This is a genomic window from Rhodococcus sp. I2R (assembly GCF_020889545.1).
Classification (GTDB): Bacteria; Actinomycetota; Actinomycetes; order Mycobacteriales; family Mycobacteriaceae; genus Rhodococcoides.
The window spans coordinates 127,203-147,538 of the sequence record NZ_JAHUTG010000013.1 but is presented as its reverse complement, the minus strand read 5'-3'; the positions used below and the strand labels follow the sequence as shown (position 1 = coordinate 147,538).

Annotated in this window: 22 protein-coding genes and 1 tRNA gene; 9 read left to right on the top strand and 14 right to left on the bottom strand. The window is 65.3% G+C overall.

All coding sequences use genetic code 11. From position 1 onward, the window contains the following. Window positions 1-120: 120 nt before the first annotated feature. Genes KVY23_RS15655 through nth form a run of 4 tightly spaced genes read right to left on the bottom strand, consistent with a single transcriptional unit; the run spans window position 121 to window position 3,390 of the window. A complete protein-coding gene (locus KVY23_RS15655) occupies window positions 121-1,311 on the bottom strand; it encodes a MarP family serine protease (protein ID WP_230557356.1) in 1,191 nt (396 codons plus the stop codon). Further along, on the bottom strand, window positions 1,308-2,051 hold the full coding sequence (locus KVY23_RS15650) for a CoA pyrophosphatase (protein WP_083667501.1): 744 nt from the start codon (window positions 2,049-2,051) through the stop codon (window positions 1,308-1,310). Before KVY23_RS15650 ends, KVY23_RS15655 begins: the two co-directional genes overlap by 4 nt. Then, window positions 2,048-2,707: a TlpA disulfide reductase family protein gene (locus tag KVY23_RS15645; protein ID WP_206509037.1), complete on the bottom strand. Its 660-nt coding sequence runs from the start codon at window positions 2,705-2,707 to the stop codon at window positions 2,048-2,050. The genes KVY23_RS15650 and KVY23_RS15645 overlap by 4 nt, the downstream gene beginning before the upstream one ends. Further along, window positions 2,704-3,390, bottom strand: a complete 687-nt coding sequence (gene nth, locus KVY23_RS15640) for an endonuclease III (RefSeq protein ID WP_230557365.1) — start codon at window positions 3,388-3,390, stop codon at window positions 2,704-2,706. Before nth ends, KVY23_RS15645 begins: the two co-directional genes overlap by 4 nt. Window positions 3,391-3,551: 161 nt before the next feature. Here nth and KVY23_RS15635 point away from each other — a divergent pair, with 161 nt between their 5' ends. Both KVY23_RS15635 and KVY23_RS15630 read left to right on the top strand, forming a co-directional pair. Next, a complete protein-coding gene (locus KVY23_RS15635; RefSeq protein WP_075838459.1) occupies window positions 3,552-3,803 on the top strand; it encodes a hypothetical protein in 252 nt (83 codons plus the stop codon). A gap of 223 nt (window positions 3,804-4,026) precedes the next feature. Further along, window positions 4,027-4,701 (top strand): Crp/Fnr family transcriptional regulator, encoded by a 675-nt coding sequence (locus KVY23_RS15630; RefSeq protein ID WP_019662947.1) that lies wholly within the window; start codon window positions 4,027-4,029, stop codon window positions 4,699-4,701. On the opposite strand, the gene KVY23_RS15625 is transcribed toward KVY23_RS15630, so the two are convergent. Beyond that, on the bottom strand, window positions 4,698-5,480 hold the full coding sequence (locus tag KVY23_RS15625) for an MBL fold metallo-hydrolase (protein ID WP_206509035.1): 783 nt from the start codon (window positions 5,478-5,480) through the stop codon (window positions 4,698-4,700). The two genes, KVY23_RS15630 and KVY23_RS15625, sit on opposite strands and share 4 nt — an antisense overlap. Before the next feature lie 34 nt (window positions 5,481-5,514). Here KVY23_RS15625 and KVY23_RS15620 point away from each other — a divergent pair, with 34 nt between their 5' ends. Beyond that, window positions 5,515-6,408, top strand: coding sequence for a Gfo/Idh/MocA family protein (locus KVY23_RS15620; RefSeq protein WP_230557355.1), 894 nt, complete (start codon window positions 5,515-5,517; stop codon window positions 6,406-6,408). On the opposite strand, the gene KVY23_RS15615 is transcribed toward KVY23_RS15620, so the two are convergent. Then, window positions 6,361-6,816 carry a RidA family protein gene (locus KVY23_RS15615; RefSeq protein WP_374108728.1) on the bottom strand — a complete coding sequence of 152 codons (456 nt, stop codon included), beginning with the start codon at window positions 6,814-6,816 and terminating at the stop codon, window positions 6,361-6,363. The two genes, KVY23_RS15620 and KVY23_RS15615, sit on opposite strands and share 48 nt — an antisense overlap. 5 nt (window positions 6,817-6,821) lie before the next feature. Continuing rightward, window positions 6,822-6,989: a DUF4177 domain-containing protein gene (locus KVY23_RS15610; RefSeq protein WP_075838463.1), complete on the bottom strand. Its 168-nt coding sequence runs from the start codon at window positions 6,987-6,989 to the stop codon at window positions 6,822-6,824. 50 nt (window positions 6,990-7,039) lie between these two features. Between KVY23_RS15610 and KVY23_RS15605 the strand changes: the two genes are divergently transcribed. From KVY23_RS15605 to KVY23_RS15595, 3 genes are read left to right on the top strand one after another with little or no spacing between them, the layout of a single operon-like run. Then, window positions 7,040-8,425: a wax ester/triacylglycerol synthase domain-containing protein gene (locus KVY23_RS15605; RefSeq protein ID WP_230557354.1), complete on the top strand. Its 1,386-nt coding sequence runs from the start codon at window positions 7,040-7,042 to the stop codon at window positions 8,423-8,425. A 50-nt stretch (window positions 8,426-8,475) separates the two neighbouring features. Beyond that, complete coding sequence (locus tag KVY23_RS15600) at window positions 8,476-9,483, top strand: ArsA-related P-loop ATPase (RefSeq protein ID WP_230557353.1); 1,008 nt, start codon at window positions 8,476-8,478, stop codon at window positions 9,481-9,483. Beyond that, entirely contained in the window at window positions 9,480-10,610 is a 1,131-nt protein-coding gene (locus tag KVY23_RS15595) for an ArsA family ATPase (RefSeq protein WP_230557352.1), read from the top strand. The genes KVY23_RS15600 and KVY23_RS15595 overlap by 4 nt, the downstream gene beginning before the upstream one ends. 36 nt (window positions 10,611-10,646) lie before the next feature. Here KVY23_RS15595 and KVY23_RS15590 read toward each other — a convergent pair whose 3' ends face one another. Next, on the bottom strand, window positions 10,647-10,970 hold the full coding sequence (locus KVY23_RS15590; RefSeq protein WP_075838464.1) for a WhiB family transcriptional regulator: 324 nt from the start codon (window positions 10,968-10,970) through the stop codon (window positions 10,647-10,649). A 360-nt stretch (window positions 10,971-11,330) separates the two neighbouring features. Here KVY23_RS15590 and KVY23_RS15585 point away from each other — a divergent pair, with 360 nt between their 5' ends. Then, the gene (locus KVY23_RS15585) at window positions 11,331-13,685 is read left to right on the top strand and encodes a transglycosylase domain-containing protein (RefSeq protein ID WP_308071004.1); all 2,355 of its coding nucleotides are present in this window, start codon (window positions 11,331-11,333) and stop codon (window positions 13,683-13,685) included. Between the two features lie 103 nt (window positions 13,686-13,788). On the opposite strand, the gene KVY23_RS15580 is transcribed toward KVY23_RS15585, so the two are convergent. Then, window positions 13,789-14,265, bottom strand: a complete 477-nt coding sequence (locus KVY23_RS15580) for a GatB/YqeY domain-containing protein (RefSeq protein WP_075838466.1) — start codon at window positions 14,263-14,265, stop codon at window positions 13,789-13,791. A gap of 146 nt (window positions 14,266-14,411) precedes the next feature. On the opposite strand from KVY23_RS15580, the gene KVY23_RS15575 reads away from it, so the two are divergent. After that, on the top strand, window positions 14,412-15,350 hold the full coding sequence (locus KVY23_RS15575; RefSeq protein WP_206509156.1) for a metallophosphoesterase: 939 nt from the start codon (window positions 14,412-14,414) through the stop codon (window positions 15,348-15,350). An 18-nt stretch (window positions 15,351-15,368) separates the two neighbouring features. Then, window positions 15,369-15,442 (top strand) — tRNA-Pro (locus KVY23_RS15570). 53 nt (window positions 15,443-15,495) lie between these two features. Here KVY23_RS15570 and KVY23_RS15565 read toward each other — a convergent pair. The 5 genes from KVY23_RS15565 to KVY23_RS15545 form a co-directional block, all read right to left on the bottom strand. After that, window positions 15,496-16,815, bottom strand: coding sequence for a ClC family H(+)/Cl(-) exchange transporter (locus tag KVY23_RS15565; protein ID WP_230557351.1), 1,320 nt, complete (start codon window positions 16,813-16,815; stop codon window positions 15,496-15,498). Window positions 16,816-16,909: 94 nt separating this feature from the next. Then, window positions 16,910-17,587, bottom strand: a complete 678-nt coding sequence (locus tag KVY23_RS15560) for an HAD family hydrolase (protein WP_230557350.1) — start codon at window positions 17,585-17,587, stop codon at window positions 16,910-16,912. A gap of 89 nt (window positions 17,588-17,676) precedes the next feature. Further along, entirely contained in the window at window positions 17,677-18,150 is a 474-nt protein-coding gene (locus KVY23_RS15555; RefSeq protein ID WP_075838468.1) for a Dps family protein, read from the bottom strand. Window positions 18,151-18,178: 28 nt separating this feature from the next. After that, complete coding sequence (locus KVY23_RS15550; protein ID WP_230557349.1) at window positions 18,179-19,720, bottom strand: catalase; 1,542 nt, start codon at window positions 19,718-19,720, stop codon at window positions 18,179-18,181. A gap of 91 nt (window positions 19,721-19,811) precedes the next feature. Continuing rightward, window positions 19,812-20,282, bottom strand: a complete 471-nt coding sequence (locus KVY23_RS15545) for a Fur family transcriptional regulator (RefSeq protein WP_230557348.1) — start codon at window positions 20,280-20,282, stop codon at window positions 19,812-19,814. Window positions 20,283-20,336: the final 54 nt, after the last annotated feature.

The window sequence follows — 20,336 nt, the reverse complement described above, 5'->3', positions numbered from 1 at the left end:
AAACCAAACGCGACATCATTCGCTGCCTCAAACGAGCCGTCGCCCGCGAAATGTTCCAACTCCTCACCCACAAAACCACCGCTTGACACTCATAGGAGCATCACATGCGGCGGAGCCGCCTCACAGGATGCAGGCGCCGGTTCCGACAGCCACCGGGCTGGAGATACCGCGCTCGAGCTCGTCGGCGATCTCGGAGGCGGTGAGGACGAAGCCCGTGTCCGGGTCGTCGACGGCCGCGCCGAAGACCAGTCCGAGTACCTGCCCGTCCGCGGCAACCAGCGGCCCTCCCGAGTTGCCCTGCCGGACGGTGCCGCGGACGGTGTAGACCTCCCGCTGCACGGTGCCGGTCTGGTAGATGTCCGGGCCGCTGAGGTTGAGCGTCTCACGGACCCGCGCCGAGCTTGCGGTGTACGGTCCGCCGCCCGGGTAGCCCAGCACGATCGCGCCCTCGCCCGGTGCTGCCGGGTCAGCGCGGAAATTCAGTACCGGGGCCCGGAGTCCGGGGACTCGCAGCAACGCCACGTCCTCCTCCGAGTCGAAGAGCACGACCTCGGCGTCGAACACCGAGCCGACGGAGTCGACGGTGACGCCGTCGGTCCCGGCGACGACGTGGGCATTGGTCATCACGAGTTCGGGGGCGACGACGAAACCGGATCCTTCGAGCGCCTTCTGACAGCTCGAGGCGACGCCGCTGATCTTGAGGACACTCTGCTGCAGCTGCCCGACAACAGAGCTGGCCTGCAGTACCGGGTCGGGTGGTGCGACATCGGCCACCGGGGTCTGCCCGAACGGCCCGATGACATCCGGCAGCCCGGATGTATCGAGCAACGCGGAGAATTCCTTGGGTATCTCGCGGAGCCACTGCGGTGCGACCTCGTCGACCTTGCTCAGCACCTGCGACCCGCGAACCGCGCCGGCCAACTCGGGCTGTGAGGACGATGTCAGCGGGATCGCGAGGAGCCACGCGGCCGCGAGCACCGCGACGCCCTGCAGCCCTGCACCGATGACGCTGTCGACGGATCTGGCCCCCGGGGAGTGCATACCGCTGCGCAGCGCCCGCCCGAGCACCATCCCCGATACCTCGCCGATGATGACGAGCGCGATGATCACCGAGATGCCCACGATCACCCGCAGTCGCATGCCGTCGACGTAGTCGAGGACGTGCGGCGCGATGAGGATCCCGGCGACCGCACCGAGTACGACACCCAGAAACGCCATCGCCGACGCCACCGCACCCTGCCGCCATCCGGACGAGGCCGCGAGGAGGGCGACACCGATGACGATGATATCCACCCAGGTGGAGCCCGTCACCGGTCCAGTCCCGTCAGGAAGCCTGTCGAACGACTTCCTGATTGGTCCACTGCTGCCAAGCTGGCCTCCAGATCGCGAACGTCACTCGTGTCCCATTCGGTTTCCCAGCCGGAAACCGCGAGCAGACCCGCCAGAATACCGCCGGTGAATCCCCACACCAGCATCCCGTCGACGGCGAAGGCTGGGCCCTGGTAGCCGCGGGGGTGGCGAACCTGGAAGCGGTTGTCGGGGTCGAGCAGTGTCCTGATCGGTACCCGCATCACCCGATCGGCCTCGGCCGCGTCGACGACGCCGACGGCACTGGGTTCACGCCAGTAGGCCAGGACCGGAACGACGTCGAACCTCGACGGTGGCACATAGATGCCCGGCAACGTCGCGAGCGGCTGCACGCCGCGAGGGTCGAGACCGGTTTCTTCCTGCGCTTCTCGCAGCGCTGTCGCTATGGGCGATTCGTCTCCGGGGTCGGTGGCGCCGCCGGGGAAGGCAATCTGACCGCTGTGTTGACGCAACGTCGACGCCCGCTGGGTCAGCAGGACGTCCGCATCCTCGGGTAGGCCACCGCGGGCGAGCTGATGGGGCTCCCGCGATCCACCGAACAGGACGAGGACAGATGCGTGGCGCGTGAGCTCACCGTCGGCGGCGGTCCGCTGCAGCACCGGGTTGGTGCCGTTGGGATCGATCAGTCCCTGCTCACCGCCCACCGAGTCCACGACCTGCCGCAGCCACACCGGAGGGGTCACAGCGCAATTCCCAGGTTGGTTCGGACAGCATCGTCGATGTCGTCGACACTGCGGAACGGTTGAGGCAGCACGGAAACGACAGTGCCATCCGCGTCGATCAGAATCGACACCGGGAGGACACTGGGCGCGCCGACGGCCAATGCCGTACGCCCGGTACCGTCCTGCACGCCGGGCAGACGAATACCGTAATCGGCGAGTTTCGCCAGCCCGTTGGCCTCGTTTCGGTCCTGATGCACGGTGAGCACGGTCAGGCGCCCATCCATCTGCGCGGCGTAATCCTGCAGGTAGGGCAGTTCCTCGGCGCACGGAGCGCACCAGTACGCCCACAGGTTGATCAAAGCCGGGCGCCCAGCGAGGGCCTGCCCCAGATCCACCGAACTGCCGTCACCGATGCACTCGAGCACGAGTCCAGCCAGCGGACCGTCGTTCGCCGCAGCGCTGGTCGGTGTCGGGCACGCAGACAGATCCGCGCGTTCACGCAGCGGCGCGAGAGCCTCGGAGGTGTCGGCAGCGCGCCGTTCCTCCACTATCGGGGCGCCTCGGCCCATCTCCGGGGAGGCTGTCCCGGGATCTTCCCCGCGTGGCCAGATCGCGAAGATCAGCGCGACGACGACGAGCAGAGCCGCCAGCGACCACCGAGCCGCGGAACCGGTCACGAGTCCACTCCTGCCAGTTGCAGGAGGTGGTCGGTTTCGGGTCCCTTCACCAGGGCCGCCGCGGCAGCCTTGTCGGTGGGGCCGAGCCCGTACGACGGGCAGTCCTTGGCGAGGATGCATACGCCGCAGGCCGGTTTGCGGGCGTGGCACACGCGTCGGCCATGAAAGATCACCCGATGCGAGAGCAGGGTCCATTCCTTGCGTTCGATGAGCGCCCCGACCGCGTGTTCGACCTTGACGGGGTCTTCCTCGTCCGTCCATTGCCAGCGCCGCACGAGCCGGCCGAAATGCGTGTCGACGGTGATGCCGGGGACATCGAAGGCGTTGCCGAGGACGACGTTGGCGGTCTTTCGGCCGATTCCCGGCAGGGTGACGAGATCCTTCAGATTCGCTGGTACTTCGCCGCCGAACTTCTCGAGCAACGCCGAACCGAGTCCGATGAGCGAGGTGGTCTTGTTGCGGTAGAAGCCCGTAGTGCGGATGTACTCCTCGAGCTCGGTGCGGTCGGCTTCGGCGTAGTCGCGCGCAGTGCGATATCTCACGAACAGAGCTGGCGTAACCATGTTGACGCGTTTGTCGGTGCACTGCGCAGACAGGATCGTCGCGACGGCGAGTTCGAGCGGCGTCGTGAAGTCGAGTTCGCAGTAGACATGCGGAAATGCCCGCGCGAGCTCACGATTCATGCGTCGGGCTCGGCGGACGAGCCCCAGTTTCGTCTCTTCGCGTTTGCGCACCTCGCGCGCAGGAGGGACGGTCGATTTCACCCCACAACTGTACGGACAAGAATCTGCAACGAATTGGCGCTGTGTTCTTATCGAGACCTTTCCGGTGTTTACTGCTCGGTATGCAAGGACTCGCCGTGGTGCTCTTTCCAGTACTGCTGATGCTGTTCTCCCTCGCCATGGAGCGAGTGGAGTTCCGCCTCAGCAAGCTCGGGGTCCGCGAACAAGAGGTTCAGGAGTTCCTCGACAAGGCCAGCACGTCCGAGGTCGCGACACTCGCCAACGAAGGTTTCCCGCACGCTCTCGATCGTTTCAACAACCGCAAGCGTGGCGTAGCCACCATCGACGAGATGGCTGATCAGCGCGCGAGTTGACCGTTTTCGAGCCGACCGCAGGCATTGCGTTCGATATGTTCCTGCGCGCCCGTGGCGTCGATCACTCGGATTCGACCTTCGCGACGTAGACTTCACCGAGATATTGGTCATGTTTGAATACACGCGTGTTCCACGAGTCGAGAGTCTCGAGGTTCGCGTTGCGAGAAACGCCTTTCGTCGGCGCAGGTGACTGCGGCGGCGACATCCCCCTAAAGGAGCGCAAGTGGACGACGTCCTGGCACGGGCCGGCATCTTCCAAGGAGTCGAACCCTCTGCGGTTGCAGCACTGACCAAGCAGTTGCAGCCAGTGGACTTTCCCCGAGGCCATGTGGTCTTCAACGAGGGCGAGCCAGGTGATCGGCTCTACATCATCGTCTCCGGCAAGATCAAACTCGGACGCCGCTCTCCGGACGGTCGCGAGAACCTGCTGACCATCATGGGTCCGTCGGACATGTTCGGTGAACTGTCGATCTTCGATCCCGGGCCCCGTACGTCCACCGCCACCACGGTGACCGAGGTCCGCGCGGTCAGCATGGACCGCGACGCCCTCAAGGCCTGGATCGATCAGCGCCCTGAGATCGCAGAGCAGCTGCTTCGTGTCCTCGCGCGTCGGCTTCGTCGTACCAACAACAATCTCGCCGACCTCATCTTCACCGACGTTCCCGGTCGTGTCGCCAAGGCGCTGTTGCAGCTTGCTCAGCGCTTCGGCACCCAGGAAGCCGGGTCACTGCGCGTCACGCACGATCTCACGCAGGAAGAGATCGCCCAGTTGGTGGGTGCTTCACGCGAGACGGTCAACAAGGCCCTCGCCGATTTCGCGCACCGTGGCTGGCTCCGGCTCGAAGGCAAGAGCGTGCTCATCTCCGACTCCGAGCGACTCGCCCGCCGAGCGCGCTAGTTCTGACGGAGGTAGGCCAGCTGCGTCTTGACGGACATGCGTGCAGCGGGCCACAGCTTCTTGTCCACATCCGCGTAGACGTGCTTGACCACCTGCATGGGCTTCGCGTCCTCGCCCAGCTCGTCGAGTGCTGCTTTAACCTGCGCCAGGCGTTCGAGCCTGTGCGATCGGTAGAAGCGCACCACCTCGGCGGTATCGGGCACCTCCGCGCCGTGCCCCGGTAGCACCATCTTCCCGGCCCCGGCTTCTTCCAGGCGGTCCAGCGACGTCAGATAGTCGCCGAGGGAGCCGTCCTGGGGATCGAGCACCGTCGTACCGCGTCCGAGAATCGTGTCACCGGTGAGGACGGCGTCGTCGAGTACGAAGCTCAGTGAATCGGCGGTGTGCCCCGGCGTCGAAAGTACCGTGATGGACACTCCCGCCGCGTCGATCACCTCGCCGTCGACGAGCGGATCGGTGTCGCCGTGCAGGAACTCCCCGGAGTGCGCGCGGATCGGCGCGCCGGTCTTGCGATGAAACCGTTTCAGCCCGGCGGTGTGGTCGCGGTGCCGGTGGGTGACCAGCACCAGTGCAACGTTGCCCGTCGCGGCCACCGCGTCCAGGTGGCCGGATTCCTTGGGACCGGGATCGACGACGACGCAGTCCTCACTGCCCGGCGCCCGCAGCACCCACGTGTTGGTTCCGTCCAGGGTCATCCTGCCCGGGTTGTCGGCCAGTAGCACTGCCGCAGTGTCCGTTACCTGCCGGAGCCGACCGTAGGCCGGGTGCGCGAGAGTCATGATCGCTCCAGAGTCATAGTCGTACCCTAGGGACATGAGGGTCGGTTTGGTAGGCGCGGGGCCGTGGGCGCGTGCCACGCAGGCACCGTCGCTGCAGGCTCATCCGGATATCGAGTTCGCCGGGGTGTGGGCACGCCGACCCGATGCCGCCGCGAGCATGGGGGCGCCGGTGTTCGAAAGTTACGACGCGATGCTGGAAGAGGTCGAGGCCGTCGCCTTCGCCGTTCCGCCCGAGGTGCAGGCGGGGATGGCCGTCACAGCTGCCGATGCGGGCAAGCACGTGCTGCTCGACAAGCCGATCGCTGCGACCCTCGAGGACGCCTCCCACCTTGCCGACGCAGTCGCGAGGGCAGATGTGCGCTCGATGGTGACGCTGACGCTGCGGTTCGCACCGCAAACGCGTGCTTTCTTGGACCGGGCCCGTGCTGGCGATTGGAGCGCAGGCTCGGGCACCTGGCTGTCCGGTTCGGTGCTGGGTGGGGAGTATTCGAATTCGCCGTGGCGACACCGCGAGGGCGCACTGTTCGATATCGGCCCGCACATGTTCGACCTACTCGATCTCACCCTGGGGCCGATCGTCGACGTCGCACTCTGTCATCGAGGTGAGTCCGCCGATGCGTGGACGGTGGTGCTGAAACACGCGAACGGCGCGATGAGTACCTCGCACCTGTCCCTCGCGACACCGGTGCGACCATCCCTGTTCAGGGTCGAACTCAGCGGCACGGCCGGGGTGCTCTCGTTGACCGACCGTCCCGCATCGTCCACGGACTGTTTCCGCGTGCTGCTCGACGAGTTTCTCGCCTCGGTCGCCGCTGGTGTCGATCACCCGTGTTCCGTCCAGCGGGGTCTGCACCTGCAACAGGTACTGCACGCGTGTCGTCTACACCTCGACGATGAGCTCGATCTCGACTGCCGCGCCCAGCGGTAGTTCGGCCACGCCCACTGCCGAGCGTGCGTGCTTGCCTGCATCACCGAAGATGTCGCCGAGAACGTTCGACGCCCCGTTGATCACCGCGGGCTGACCGGTGAAGCCGGGAGCGGACGCCACGAAGCCGACCACCTTGACCACACGTTTGATCGCGTCGACCCCGACGAGAGAGTCGATTGCAGCCAGCGCGTTGAGCGCACAGGTACGTGCCGCGTCGGCCGCGTCCTCGGCCGTGACCGCGGCACCGACTTTTCCGGAGTGCGTCAGCTTGCCCGCCACCATCGGTAGCTGACCGGCCGTGTACACCAGCGAACCCGTCTGCACTGCGGGAACATATGCGGCCAACGGCGGGACTACGGCAGGCAGTTCGATGCCGAGCTCGGTGAGTCGCTCGCTCCAGCTGGTCACGGCGCTCAGGACTTGGGGCGCTTGAAGTAGGCCACCAACGAGTCGCCGCCGTTGGGTCCCGACATGATGGTCACCAGCTCCCAGCCCTCGGAACCGTAGTTGTCGAGTATCTGCTTGGTGGCATGAATCAGGACCGGTGCGGAGAAGTACTCCCAGATGACTTTTTCGCTCATGAACCGTGAGCCTAGTCGGGCGGCAGTTTCACTGTGAGAGGGTCGGGGCTGTGAGCCGTCTCGACATCATCGATGCCGCATTCCACTACGCATCGAAAGACCTTTCCCGAGACCAGTACGTTCTGTTGGCGTTCGGCTGGCCCGGGGATGCGCCGGCCTCGTTCGAGGAGATCGCGGAGTTCGTCTGCTCCCGCGCCGCTCGCGTTCCGGAACTCCTCACCCGGCTGCAGGAGGTGCCCGGCAACCTCGACTACCCACGGTGGGTTCACGACGATCGAATTCACGACGGTGCATCGCTGCGTTCTCGGGTGGTCGACTTGCCCTCGCAGACGTGGGAAGACGTTCCCCGGGCGGTCGAGGGCCTGGTGCAGATCCCCGTCGATGCCGCCGAAGCACCCTGGCGCGTTCATGTTGCGTGCGATGTCGAGGGAGCTCCCCATGCCGACGGGAAAGCTGCCGTTGTGGTGTTTCAGGTCAGCCATGCGTTGACCGACGGCCGTGGTGCCTCGCGTCTGGCGCGGTTGCTGTTCACACCGACACTCCCCACCGGACCCACCACCGGGTCTGTTGCCGCCGCCCCCGGAACGCAGCTTCCGCACGCGGTGTCCTCGCTTCTCGAGTTGCCGTACCGCCTCCTCGCCGCGCGGGTGGGGGCCGCGCGAGCTCGTCGCGCGTTCGTTCGCGCCCACGGTGTCGGGCCGACGAGCCGCGACGCGGCCAGGCCCGCCGTCCGGGGCAACGCCGCACCGATGCGCAGCCGCGTGGTCCACATGATCGCCTGTCCGCCAGGTGTATTCCGGCGCGCGAGCTTCTCGGTCACCACATGCGCACTCACCGCGGTATCCCTGGCGACGGACCGATACCTCGCCGACGCCGGTGACACGACCCCGGACTCGCTCAATGCACTGGTTCCGATGGCGCTTCCCGAGGAAGTTCGGTGGCCGGCCGTCAACCGGATCGTCAACGGCAGCGTCGATCTTCACGTCGAGATCGACGATCTCACCGAGCGAGCCGGGGCGATCCGCGCGTCACTGTCCGCTGCCCGCACCGCAGTGGTAGATCCGCTGCTGACGAGGTGGATCAGAGCCGAGAACAAGATTCCCGCGCCGATCTTCCTCGCGGCCCGCAGGCGCGGAGCCAAGCACGCGAGACCCAGCCACGACCTGCCCGAGGCGGTACTGACCAATGTCACCGTCGTCAGCGTCAATCGTGGCGACGCAGGGATCGAACTGTGCGGAGCTCGGCCGATACTGACGGCGGGTTTTCCGATGCTCGGGCCCGCCAGGTCCCTCTCGCACGGCTTCTACGGGATCGGGAACACGGTGACGGTATGCGTCACCGCCTGCCCTGAGACCTTCCCCGACCACGCGCGCTATGTGGAGATTCTCGAAAAAGCAGTGGCAGACGTCCTGGAGGCAACCACGGTGCCGAACTGAAATGCATGTTCCTGGCAAGCCAGTGACTGATTCGTCTATATGGTCGTGATGTGGGTACACCAAGGATTCATGGCTGGCCGGACAAGGCCGAAGCGGCGAGACTGCATTTCGTCTCCGGAAAAGGTGGGACAGGCAAGTCGACGGTTGCCGCCGCGCTGGCACTGGCGCTGGCGTCCGACGGTCGGCGCGTCCTCCTCGTGGAGGTCGAGGGAAGACAGGGCATCGCCCAGCTCTTCGACGTACCGCCGCTCCCGCCGGTCGAGACTCGTGTGGCCTCCGCTGAAGGTGGTGGCGAGGTCTACGCGTTGGCCATCGATATCGAGACCGCATTTCTCGAGTATCTCGACATGTTCTACAACCTCGGCTTCGCCGGTCGAGCGATGCGCAAGATCGGGGCCATCGAGTTCGCGACGACCATCGCGCCGGGCCTGCGCGACGTGCTGTTGACCGGAAAGGTCAAAGAATGCGTCGTCCGCACCGACCAGCTCGGATCGCGGGTCTACGACGAAGTCGTCGTCGACTCTCCGCCGACGGGACGCATCGGAAACTTCCTCGACGTCACCAAGGCGATGGCAGATCTCGCCAAGGGGGGGCCGGTGCGTTCGCAGAGTGAAGGCGTCGTGCGTTTGCTGCACTCGGCGGACACCGTCGTGCACCTCGTCACGCTGCTCGAGGCGTTGCCCGTTCAGGAAACCGCCGACGCTGCGCGTGAACTCGAGGCAGCTGACCTGCGATTGGGCACCGTCATCGTCAACCGGACCGAGCCGACGTACCTCACACCGGAGGAACTCCAAGAGGCCGCCCAGGGGTCGCTCGACGCTCAGGCCATTCGGACCGGACTGGACAAGTCCGGGATAACACTCTCGGACAACGACTTCGCGGGATTGTTGACCGAGACCATCGAGCACGCCTCGACACTCGCCGCGCAGGTGGACAGCGGGGCCCAACTCGACGAACTCGACACCGCGCGTCTGTACCTGCCGATGCTCGCCGACGGCGTAGACCTCGGCGGACTCTACGAGCTCGCAGCCGAACTGAAGGAACAGGGTGTGAAATGACGCGTACTGCAGCTCCCGTACTCGACATCGAGAAAATTCTGCTCGACGAGTCCTCTCGCATCGTGGTCGTGTGTGGCGCCGGCGGCGTAGGAAAGACGACGACGGCTGCGTCGATGGCGCTGCGCGCCGCTGAAAGTGGCCGCAAGGTTGTCGTTCTCACCATCGACCCTGCGCGTCGACTCGCTCAGGCGCTGGGGGTGGACGAGCTCGACAATTCGCCTCAGCCGGTGAAACTTCCCGAGGGCACAACAGGCGAGCTGCACGCGATGATGCTCAACATGCGTCGAACGTTCGACGAGATGGTCATCGAGCACTCGACGCCGGAGAAGGCCGAGCAGGTGCTGGCCAATCCGTTCTATCAAACTGTGGCCTCGTCGTTCTCGGGCACGCAGGAGTACATGGCGATGGAGAAGCTCGGACAGCTCGCCGCGGATTCGACCTGGGATCTGATCGTCGTCGACACCCCACCCTCGCGAAATGCGCTGGACTTCCTCGACGCCCCACAGCGGCTCGGATCGTTCCTCGACGGCCGATTCATTCGACTACTGATGGCGCCCGGTCGCGGGCTCACCAGGCTGGTGACAAGCGCGATGGGCCTGGCCCTGCGCGGAGTCTCGACGGTCATCGGCAGCCAGATGCTCTCCGACGCGTCGGCGTTCGTACAGTCGCTGGACTCGATGTTCGGCGGCTTCCGGGAACGCGCGACCCACACCTACCAGCTTCTGCGCCAGAGCGGGACCAGCTTCCTCGTCGTCGCGGCACCCGAACCGGATGCGCTGCGTGAGGCCGCGTTCTTCGTCGACAGACTCAGCTCCGAGGGAATGCCGCTGGCGGGCCTGGTTCTGAACCGGACGCACCCCACCCTGGCGGACCTGCCTGCCGACCACGCCGTCACGGCCGCCGATCTGCTCGACGAAACCGATACCTCCAGCGCCGCGCTCACCGCCGCCGTACTACGCATTCACGCGGCCCGCGCAGTCACAGCCGCACGCGAGCTTCGTATGCTCCGCCGGTTCACCTCTGCCCATCCGAGGGTTCCGATCGTCGGAGTTCCCTCGCTACCGTTCGAGGTGTCGGATCTGCACGCCCTGCGTGCGGTGGCCGACCAGTTGACCCGGTCGGCCTGACGCCCGCCTCGCTGGGCCCAGCTGCGCTGGGAAGGGTCACATAGCGGTCTGCTGCTGGCGCTGCGACTCGAAGAACTCCGACCAGGAGTCGACCTCCGGGTGCTGCTTGAGCAACGCCCGCCGCTGACGCTCGGTCATTCCACCCCACACCCCGAACTCGACGCGGTTGTCGAGCGCGTCGGCTCCGCACTGCATCAAAACTGGGCAGTGTCGACAAATGGTTGCAGCTTTGCGCTGCGCTGCCCCCCGAACGAAAAGCTGGTCCGGGTCCGTGCCCTTGCACCGAGCCTGTGTCACCCACGCAATGCGTGCTTCTGCTTCTTCCACATCTAGCCGCGTAGGTGCTGCCGTTGTGTGCATTGCGGATCCCCTTTGCAATTCGAACGTTCTCGCTGAACGTTCCACAAGCTCAAAAACCCTGTTCTCCACTGCTTGAAGCACATGGATCTAGGAGCTGCCCCACATTCATATACAAGTGTTATGTGAATCACACCGTGTCCATAATTTAGGGAAATTGAGCGTCGAACGCAAGACGAGATGAGCAAATTTCTGGTACGACCGTCTCGACCTGCGGTTCGACGCCGAAGACCGACTCCGCTCAGATGAGCGGGACCCCGCGCGAGAATCAGCACGGCAGTCCTCGAGCCGACTGAACGACCCGATTCGTGGGAGACCCGCAGGGGCCCACGTACGCTGTCCTACGTGTCAGTTGGAAAAACCGTGGCGAAGCTCGCCGGATGTTCCGCACTTGCGGGTGCGCTGTTGGCCGGAGTGATGTTTCCGTTGGCAGGCGGGTTCGGCTACGCCTCCAACCGCGCGGCGGACACCGTCGACAATGTGTCGGCCGAGCTCGTCGAGGGAACGGTGCCTGCCGTGTCCACGATGGTCGACTCGGCGGGCAATCCCATCGCCTGGTTGTACGAGCAACGCCGATTCGAAGTCCCGAGCGATCAGATCTCCAATCAGATGAAACTGGCGATCGTCTCCATCGAGGACCGGCGATTCGCCGAGCACCAGGGCGTCGACTGGCAGGGCACGCTGCGCGCCTTCCTCACCAACACCACGAGCGGTCAGGTCGAGCAAGGTGCGTCCACCCTCGACCAGCAGTACGTCAAGAATTACCAGCTACTCGTCGTCGCCAAGACCGACGCCGAGCGACGTGCCGCCATCGAGACGACTCCCGCTCGCAAGATCCGCGAGATCCGGATGGCGCTGACGCTGGACAAGGAACTGACCAAGGACGAGATCCTCACCCGGTACCTGAACCTCGTACCGTTCGGCAACGCCTCGTTCGGCATCCAGGACGCGGCACAGACCTACTTCGGCATCGACGCCAGCGACCTCGACGCAAAGCAGTCGGCGATGCTCGCGGGCATGGTGCAGTCGAGCTCGGCGCTCAACCCGTACACCAACGAGCAGGGCGTCACCGAACGACGCAACGTCGTGCTGGACACGATGATCGAGAACATTCCGGAACGAGCCGACGAGTTCAGGCAGGCCAAGACCGAGCCGCTCGGCGTGCTCCCCGTTCCTCAGACACTCCCCCGCGGCTGCATCGCCGCAGGGGACCGCGGCTTCTTCTGCGACTACGCACTGCAGTACCTGGCCGACGCCGGCATCAGCAGGGAACAGATCGACAAGGGCGGCTACCTGATCCGCACCACCCTCGACCCGGCGGTCCAGGATTCGACCAAGGCCGCGCTCGTGGGGAATTCCAGCCCCACCCTCAACGGCGTCGCGACCGTCATGAACGTCATCGCTCCGGGCCAGGACTCGCACCGGATTCTCGCCATGGGCAGCAGCCGTACGTACGGCCTCGACGCCGACACCAACGAGACGGTGCAGCCGCAGCCCTACACACTCGTCGGCCACGGTGCCGGCTCGATCTTCAAGGTCTTCACCACGGCTGCGGCGATGGAGCGCGGCCTCGGTACCAGCGCGACGCTGCAGGTGCCGCGTCGCGCCGAGGTGAAGGGTCTCGGTGACGGTGGCGCACCGGGGTGCCCTGCCAACACCTACTGCGTCGAGAATGCCGGCAACTACCCGGCGTCGCTGTCCATCACCGATGCCCTCGCCCAATCCCCGAACACGGCATTCGTCAAGCTCATCGAGTCGGTCGGGGTCAGCCCGGTGGTCGACATGTCCGTACGGCTGGGCTTGCGGTCCTACGCCAACCCCGGCACCTCGGGCTTCGACGATCAGTCCATGGCGGACTTCCAGAAGTCGCAGAACCTCGGTTCCTACACCCTCGGGCCGACATGGGTGAACCCGCTGGAGCTGTCGAACGTGGCTGCGACGCTGGCCTCGAGCGGCAAGTGGTGCCCACCCACCCCCATCGATTCGGTCTACGACCGCGAAGGCCAGCCCGTGCCCCTCACGCAGCAGCCCTGCGAGCAGGTCGTCGAGCCCGGCCTGGCCAACACCCTCATGAACGCAATGAGCAAGGACGATCAAGCGGGCGGCACCTCGGCGTCGGCTGCCGGTTCGGTCGGCTGGACACTGCCGATGGGCGGCAAGACCGGTACCACCGAGTCGCACATGTCCTCCGGCTTCCTCGGCTTCACCAATCGCTATGCCGCCGCGGTGTACACCTACGGCGACTCACCGACGCCCGGTGAGATCTGCTCGTTCCCACTACGACCGTGCGGCTCGGGCAACCTCTTCGGCGGTAACGAGCCCGCTCGTACCTGGTTCCAGGCCATTGACCCCGTCGCGAACAACTTCGGTTCGGTCGAGTTGCCGCCGGTGGATCAGAAGTACGTCCGTGGTTCGGCCAACGGGCAGGTCCCCGACGTCACCGGTCAGACCCAGAGCTCGGCAACTTCGACGCTGCAGGGTGCAGGCTTCCAGGTGACAGCCGTGATGACGGCCAGTTCGTCCTCACGGGGAACCGTCACAGGGATCTCGCCCTCCGGCTCGGCGATCCCTGGATCCACCATCACGATCTACGTCAGCGACGGATCGGTGCGGGAGGCTCCTCCCGCACCGGCCAAACCGGCACGGCCCGACATCGAGCTCCCGGAGCTGCCGCCGATTCAGATACCGGCGATTCCCGGGCTGACCGTGCCCCGGTAGGCAGCTTCGCCGCATGTGCGCGGAAATACATGGAGGGTCAGGAGCGCAGCCTGCGGAGTGACCCAGGTGCACAGTGTATTTCCGCGCACATGCGCGTCAGCGCCTACAGGCGGTCCTTGACCGCCTTGGACACACGAGAGCCGTCGGCCTTGCCCGCGGCCAACGCCGAGGCGGCCTTCATGACCAGCCCCATCTGCTTCATTCCCGGGCGCTCACCGAGCTCCTCGGCCACCTGAGCGATGGCGGTGTCCGCGACGTCGGCGAGCTCGGCGTCCGTCAGCGGCGTCGGGAGATACTCGTCGATGATCCGGGCTTCCGCGTGCTCGGTGGCCGCGAGCTCACCGCGTCCGTTCTGCGTGTAGATCTCGGCCGATTCACCGCGTTTCTTCGACTCCTTGGCGAGCACCTTCAGCACCTGCTCGTCGGTGAGTTCGTGCGCCTCCTTGCCGGATACCTCCTCGGTCTGGATCGCGGCGAGAAGCATGCGCAATGTGGCCAAACGCAGCTTGTCCTTGGCCTTCATCGCCGCGGTGAGGTCGGATCGGAGCCTGGTCTTCAATTCGGGCTTGAGTTCTGACATGTGACAGAACGCTACGCGGGCGCGGCCCGAGACCGCACGTCGATTCCCCACCCTGCCGTATCGTGGTGAGCGTGTTCGTCAAAAACAACGCTTCGGCACTTCTCGCGGCCGCCGGCAAGGCTCGCGCTGGGGCAGCCGATTCACCGATGAAGAGCGCCGCCCTCGCCACGGCCGGCGCCGCCGCACTGGGCGTCGGATATGCCACCCTCATCGAGCGCAATGCCTTCACGCTGCGCGAGACGTCGATGGCCGTCCTCGATCCCGACTCGTCGCCGCTGCGCGTCCTGCACATCAGCGACCTGCACATGATGCCCAGCCAGCGCCTGAAGCAGAATTGGCTCCGCGAGCTGGACCGCCTGGAACCGGACCTGGTGGTCAACACCGGCGACAATCTGTCCCACATGCGTTCGGTACCTGCCGTCGTTCAGGCGCTCGGGCCGCTGCTGTCCCGGCCGGGCCTGTTCGTCTTCGGCAGCAACGACTACTTCGCCCCGAAGCCGAAGAACCCGCTGAAGTACTTCAACAAGGACCACAAGCGTGTCTTCGGCGAGTCCCTACCGTGGCGGGACCTGCGCGCCGCGTTCACCGAGCGCGGTTGGCACGACGTGACGCACGTGCGCCGCGAGCTCGAGGTTGCGGGTGTGCGCATCGCCTCCGCCGGCGTCGACGATCCGCATCTGAAGCGCGACCGCTACGACACCATCGCCGGTCAACCCAATCCTTTGGCAGACCTGCGGCTGGGTATCACCCACTCACCGGAGCCGCGGGTTCTCGACAAGTTCGCCGACGACGGATACGACCTCGTGCTGGCCGGTCACACCCACGGTGGACAGCTGTGCCTGCCGTTCTACGGCGCGTTGGTGACCAACTGCCAGATCGACCGCTCACGTGTGAAGGGACCGTCGAAGTGGGGCGCCCACACACAGCTCCACGTCTCGGCCGGCGTCGGCACATCGCCCTACGCGCCCGCGCGTTTCTGCTGCCGACCCGAGGCGACGCTGTTGACACTCACCGCTGCACCACGCAAGGGTCCCCGAGAAGGGTCGGACGAGACCGTTTCGCGTTCCGAGGCAGTCGTGAGCTAGACTGCTCCAGGCGGTACACGGGGTGTGGCGCAGCTTGGTAGCGCGCTTCGTTCGGGACGAAGAGGTCGTGGGTTCGAATCCCGCCACCCCGACAGCAAGATCGAAACAAAGACTCGCCTGACTCTTCGGGCGGGTCTTTTTTCGTTCATCTTCGACCGTCGCCGAGCATTCGGTGACGCAGGCTGTCGTAAATCGGCGGCGACCCTGCCAGGTGTGCGACGAGGACGGCTGCCGCGGTAGCGGCGAGCATGGGGACTGTCACCGAAGTGACTGCGGTCATTTCGACGACTATCACGATCCCGGTAATCGGCGCTCGCACAACCGCACCGAAGAGCGCGGCCATTCCGACGACGACCATCGCAGGCAACGATGGCGTGTTCATGTCCGGCAGGGCAGCGTCGCCGACCCCCGCGACGAGGGCACCCCACAGGGCGCCGAGCGCAAGCAGCGGCGCGAACAGCCCTCCGGGAGTGGCCGAGGCGTAGGACAGAGGCCCGGTGATCAAACGGATGACGAGAAACCCGGCGACGACGGGCACAACCGGATTGCCGCCCCCGATCAGCGACTGCACCACCGCGTCTCCGCCGCCGGCGTAACCCTGATCCAACGTCATCAGGGCCCCTACGAGCGCGCCGATGAGCACCGCGCGGACCGTGGGAGAAACGTTGTCGAACCTCTCCGCGACGTCGACCGCGCCGAGAATCATCTTGCTGTACAGAACGCCGAGGACTCCTGCCGTCAGCCCGAACACGACGAAGTACGGCAGTAGCGCAATCGACGGCGCGTCGACGCCCCCTGCAAAGAAATCGGGCCTGTCTCCGTTGATCATTCGCGAACAACCGACTCCGACTGCTACCGCGATAAGGGTGGGCAGCACGGTCCGCGCACGAAAGGACTTCGTTACCTCCTCGAAGACGAACACCGCTCCCCCGATGGGGGCGTTGAACGCCACGGCGAGCCCGGCACCCGCAACCGAGGACTGCATCGATGCGGAGTCGGCGCTGCTGAGCCGCGCTCGCCTACCTGCTTCGGCCCCGATGGCAGCTCCCATGTGCACTGTCGGCCCCTCGCGACCCAGCACCAGGCCCGAACCGATCGAGAGCAGTCCGCCGATGAACTTCGCCGGGAGCACACTGCGCGGCGGCGCCTGCGACTCTCCCCTGGCGACAGCCTCCACGTGTTGAATTCCGCTCCCTGCCGCCAGCGGCGTCCATCTGACGATCAAGGCCGCCAATCCCGCTCCACCAGCGGTGACCGCAATGGGAATCAACAGCGCGGGGGCCGGGGCCGAATGCACCCACTCGAGGAGTTCGAGCCTGCGCTCGTCCGCTTGCCGAAGACACCATCGAAATGCCCCACCGACAAAGCCGATGACCACTCCACAGACCACTGCCACCCAGCACAGCCGCCACATGCCGAGTGCGTCCGGACTGTCCTCGGCCTGGTGCCGTGCCCCATGGTTCATCTCGCTCCTGGACGCCGACGAAGCCAATACCGTCGGCATCCACTATCTCAGGTGTTGCGTGCTTTCAACCCGCTGACGCAGCCCTCGATCCGACTCATGCGCGCGGCAAGCTCCAGATCGGGCCGGCTTCGAGATCGGCGATGATGGCCGCTGGATCGTCGTAGACGGCCACGGCGCCGGCCTCGCGCAGTTCGGCCTCGGAGATTCCGCCGGACCGCACACCGATGCAGCGCACGCCGACGCGTCGCGACGCCTCGACGTCCCAGACGCTGTCGCCGATCATGACCGCGTCCTCGGCGCCCACTGCTGCACGCTCGAGTGCGACACCGATGATCTCGGGACTCGGCTTGGCGACCTCCGCATCCTCGGACGAGGTCACCACCGACACGATTTCCTCGACATCGAGCAGGTCCCGGAGGGTGGCGAGCTCGTCCTCGGGCGCCGATGTCGCCAGCACCACGGTCAAGCCCAGATCCTCGATTCGCTGCAACAACTCCCGTGATCCAGGAAGTATCTGCAGGCGCTTGCTCGCCTCGGCGTAATAGGAGCTGTGCAGCTCCTTCGCTTCCAGCGCGGCCGCACTGTCGGAGGATCCGACGAGTTCCTCGAGCAGTTTCTCGCCGTCCATTCCGATGCAACGATGAATGCGCCACGACGGCACCGTGATACCTGCGTCGGCGAATGCGCGCGACCAGGTATCGACGTGTACGTAGTTCGAGTCGACCAACGTGCCGTCGATATCGAACAGAACTGCACCTGCACCAGAAGTCATGAATGAACGCTTACCCCGGCTGGCGGCGGGGAAACGTCGAAAAAGGCCCCCTCGCGTACGAGGGGGCCTTCTCCGTGGAGTATTCCGACTCAGTCGACCTGAGCCTGCCACATCCAGTGCAGCTGCTCGAGCCGCGCGGTGATGGAGATCAGCAGATCCTGGGTGACCGGGTCTGCCGCCTCGGTGTCGGCAATTCGACTCCGGAGACGGTCGATCACGGCCGCCAGGTTGTCGACGACGGCGGCGATCACCTGATCGTCCTTGGTCCAACCTTCGCCGAATCCCTTGGTGCCGGCAGTGGTGGACACCGTAGCCGAACGCCCATCGGGACTGACCCCGATCGCGGTGGCCCGCTCGGCGGCACTGTCGGTGAATTCACGTGCCGCTGTGACCAATTCGTCGAGCGCGAGGTGAACCGATCGGAAGTTCCTTCCGATGACGTTCCAATGCGCTTGCTTGGCGATCAGGGACAGGTCGATGAGGTCGACGACGGTGCCCTGCAGGGCATCTCCGGCTATCTTCTGCTGGCCGGCGTCGAGTGTGCTGGTGATGGGATTGGTCATTGATTCCTCCTCGTAAGGGGTTACTACTTTAGACCTGTTCGGCTTCGTCTCCGGGTGTGGTCGGCGACTGGCTGGTCGTGGGTGCGACACTGCCCTGCCCTGCCCGGACGCCTTCCTCGACCTTCTTGCCGAGATCGGCGTCGACGTTCTTCCAGTAGTCGAACACTCGCGCCAGGACTTGCTCGGTCACTCCGTTGAGCGCGTGCCCGACGATGTTGCCCACGAGGCGTTCGCGTTGGCCGTCGTCCATGACCTCGCGGTAGAGCGTCCCGGGCTGGACGAAGTCGCCGTCCTCGGGGTGTTCGACGTAACCGGTGCGGACGAAGCGCGGCTCGAAGTCCCACGACCCGTCGTTGCCGTACTTCGCGGTGTCCGCGTGCGGGCCACCGTACGAGTTGGGTGCGTACACCGGCGTCTGCGGGGAGTTGAACGAGTATCGCATCGCCCCGTCCTTGGAGTACGAGTTCACCGGCGACTTCGGCGCGTTGACCGGCAGCTGCGCGTAGTTCGCACCGATGCGGTAGCGGTGCGCGTCAGCGTAGGAGAAGATGCGGCCAAGCAGCATCTTGTCCGGGCTGACGCCGATTCCGGGAACCAGGTTGGACGGCTCGAACGAGCTCTGCTCGATCTGCGCGTGGAAGTTCTCCGGGTTGCGATTGAGCGTCATCTTGCCGACCTCGATCAACGGGTAGTCCTTCTGCGACCAGACCTTGGTGAGGTCGAACGGGTTGAACTTGTAGCCCTCCGCGTCCTCGTACGGCATGATCTGCACCTTCAGCGTCCAGCTGGGGAAGTTACCTTCCTTGATCGAGCCGAACAGATCCTGTCGATGATGATCGGGCGAGGTGCCGGCGAGCTCGTCAGCCTTCTCCTGCGTCAGGAAGTCGATACCCTGATCGGTCTTGAAGTGGAACTTGACCCAGTTCTTCTCACCGGCATCATTGATGAACTGGTAAGTGTGCGAGCCGAATCCGTCCATGTGGCGGTACGACTTCGGGATGCCACGGTCACCCATCAGCCAGGTGACCTGGTGCGCGGTCTCGGGCGAGAGCGTCCAGAAGTCCCACTGCATGTTGTGGTCGCGCAGGCCGGAATCGGGCATGCGCTTCTGGCTGCGGATGAAGTCCTGGAACTTGATCGGATCCTTGACGAAGAAGACCGGGGTGTTGTTTCCGACGAGGTCCCAGTTGCCTTCCTCGGTGTAGAACTTGAGCGAGAAACCGCGCGGGTCGCGCCAGGTATCCGGGCTGCCCTGCTCACCGGCGACGGTGGAGAAACGCGCGAGCATCTCGGTCTTCGCGCCGGGCTGTAGCGCCTTGGCCTTGGTGTATTTGCTGATGTCTCCGGTGATTTCGAGTTCACCGAATGCGCCCGCACCCTTGGCGTGCACGACGCGCTCCGGGACACGCTCACGGTTGAACTGCGCCATCTTCTCGATGAGGTAGTGGTCGTGGAGCAGGATCGGGCCCTGCGTGCCAGCGGTCAACGACTGGTCGTCGCTGGGGACGGGGATACCCGAGTTACTCGTGGTTGCCGGAGTGGTCTTCGGCTGGGTGGTCGGCTCGGTCATGAGCAAAGCCTCCTAAAATCACTTCACTGGAGCCTGTCGAGGGGCTGGCTCGAGAGGCAGAATTCTGTGACGCTCGTGCGTCGGTGTCGTGCTACTCGGTGGATATAACCGAAACGGAGCGTGCCGAATCCTGTCCGGACGCACACTCGGCACAGACGCCCCAGAACACCACCTCGGCCTCGTCGACGACGAAACCCTGCGAATCCGACGGATCCAGACATGGCGCGGCACCGAGAACGCAATCGACGTCGACCACCCTGTGGCACTGACGGCACACCAGGTGGTGGTGATTGTCGCCGGTTCGGCTTTCGTACAGCGCCGGTGAGCCTGCCGGCTCGATCCGACGCAAAAGTCCGGCATTCACGCAGGCGCGCAGCACGTCGTACACCGCTTGCATCGACACCGAACCGACCTCGGATCGCACCGAGGCAGCCACGTCGTCGGCGTCGGAGTGCGGCCGGGCTGCAACCGCGTTCAACACCGCTACACGAGGACCCGTGACGCGCAGCCCGACGGAGCGCAGCAGCGCAACCGGGTCCGCAGTCACATCGTCCAAGGGCATGTTCCCCAGTATGCCCCTTTTCTGGACTAAGTCAAGAAAAGGGGCATGGGAGTG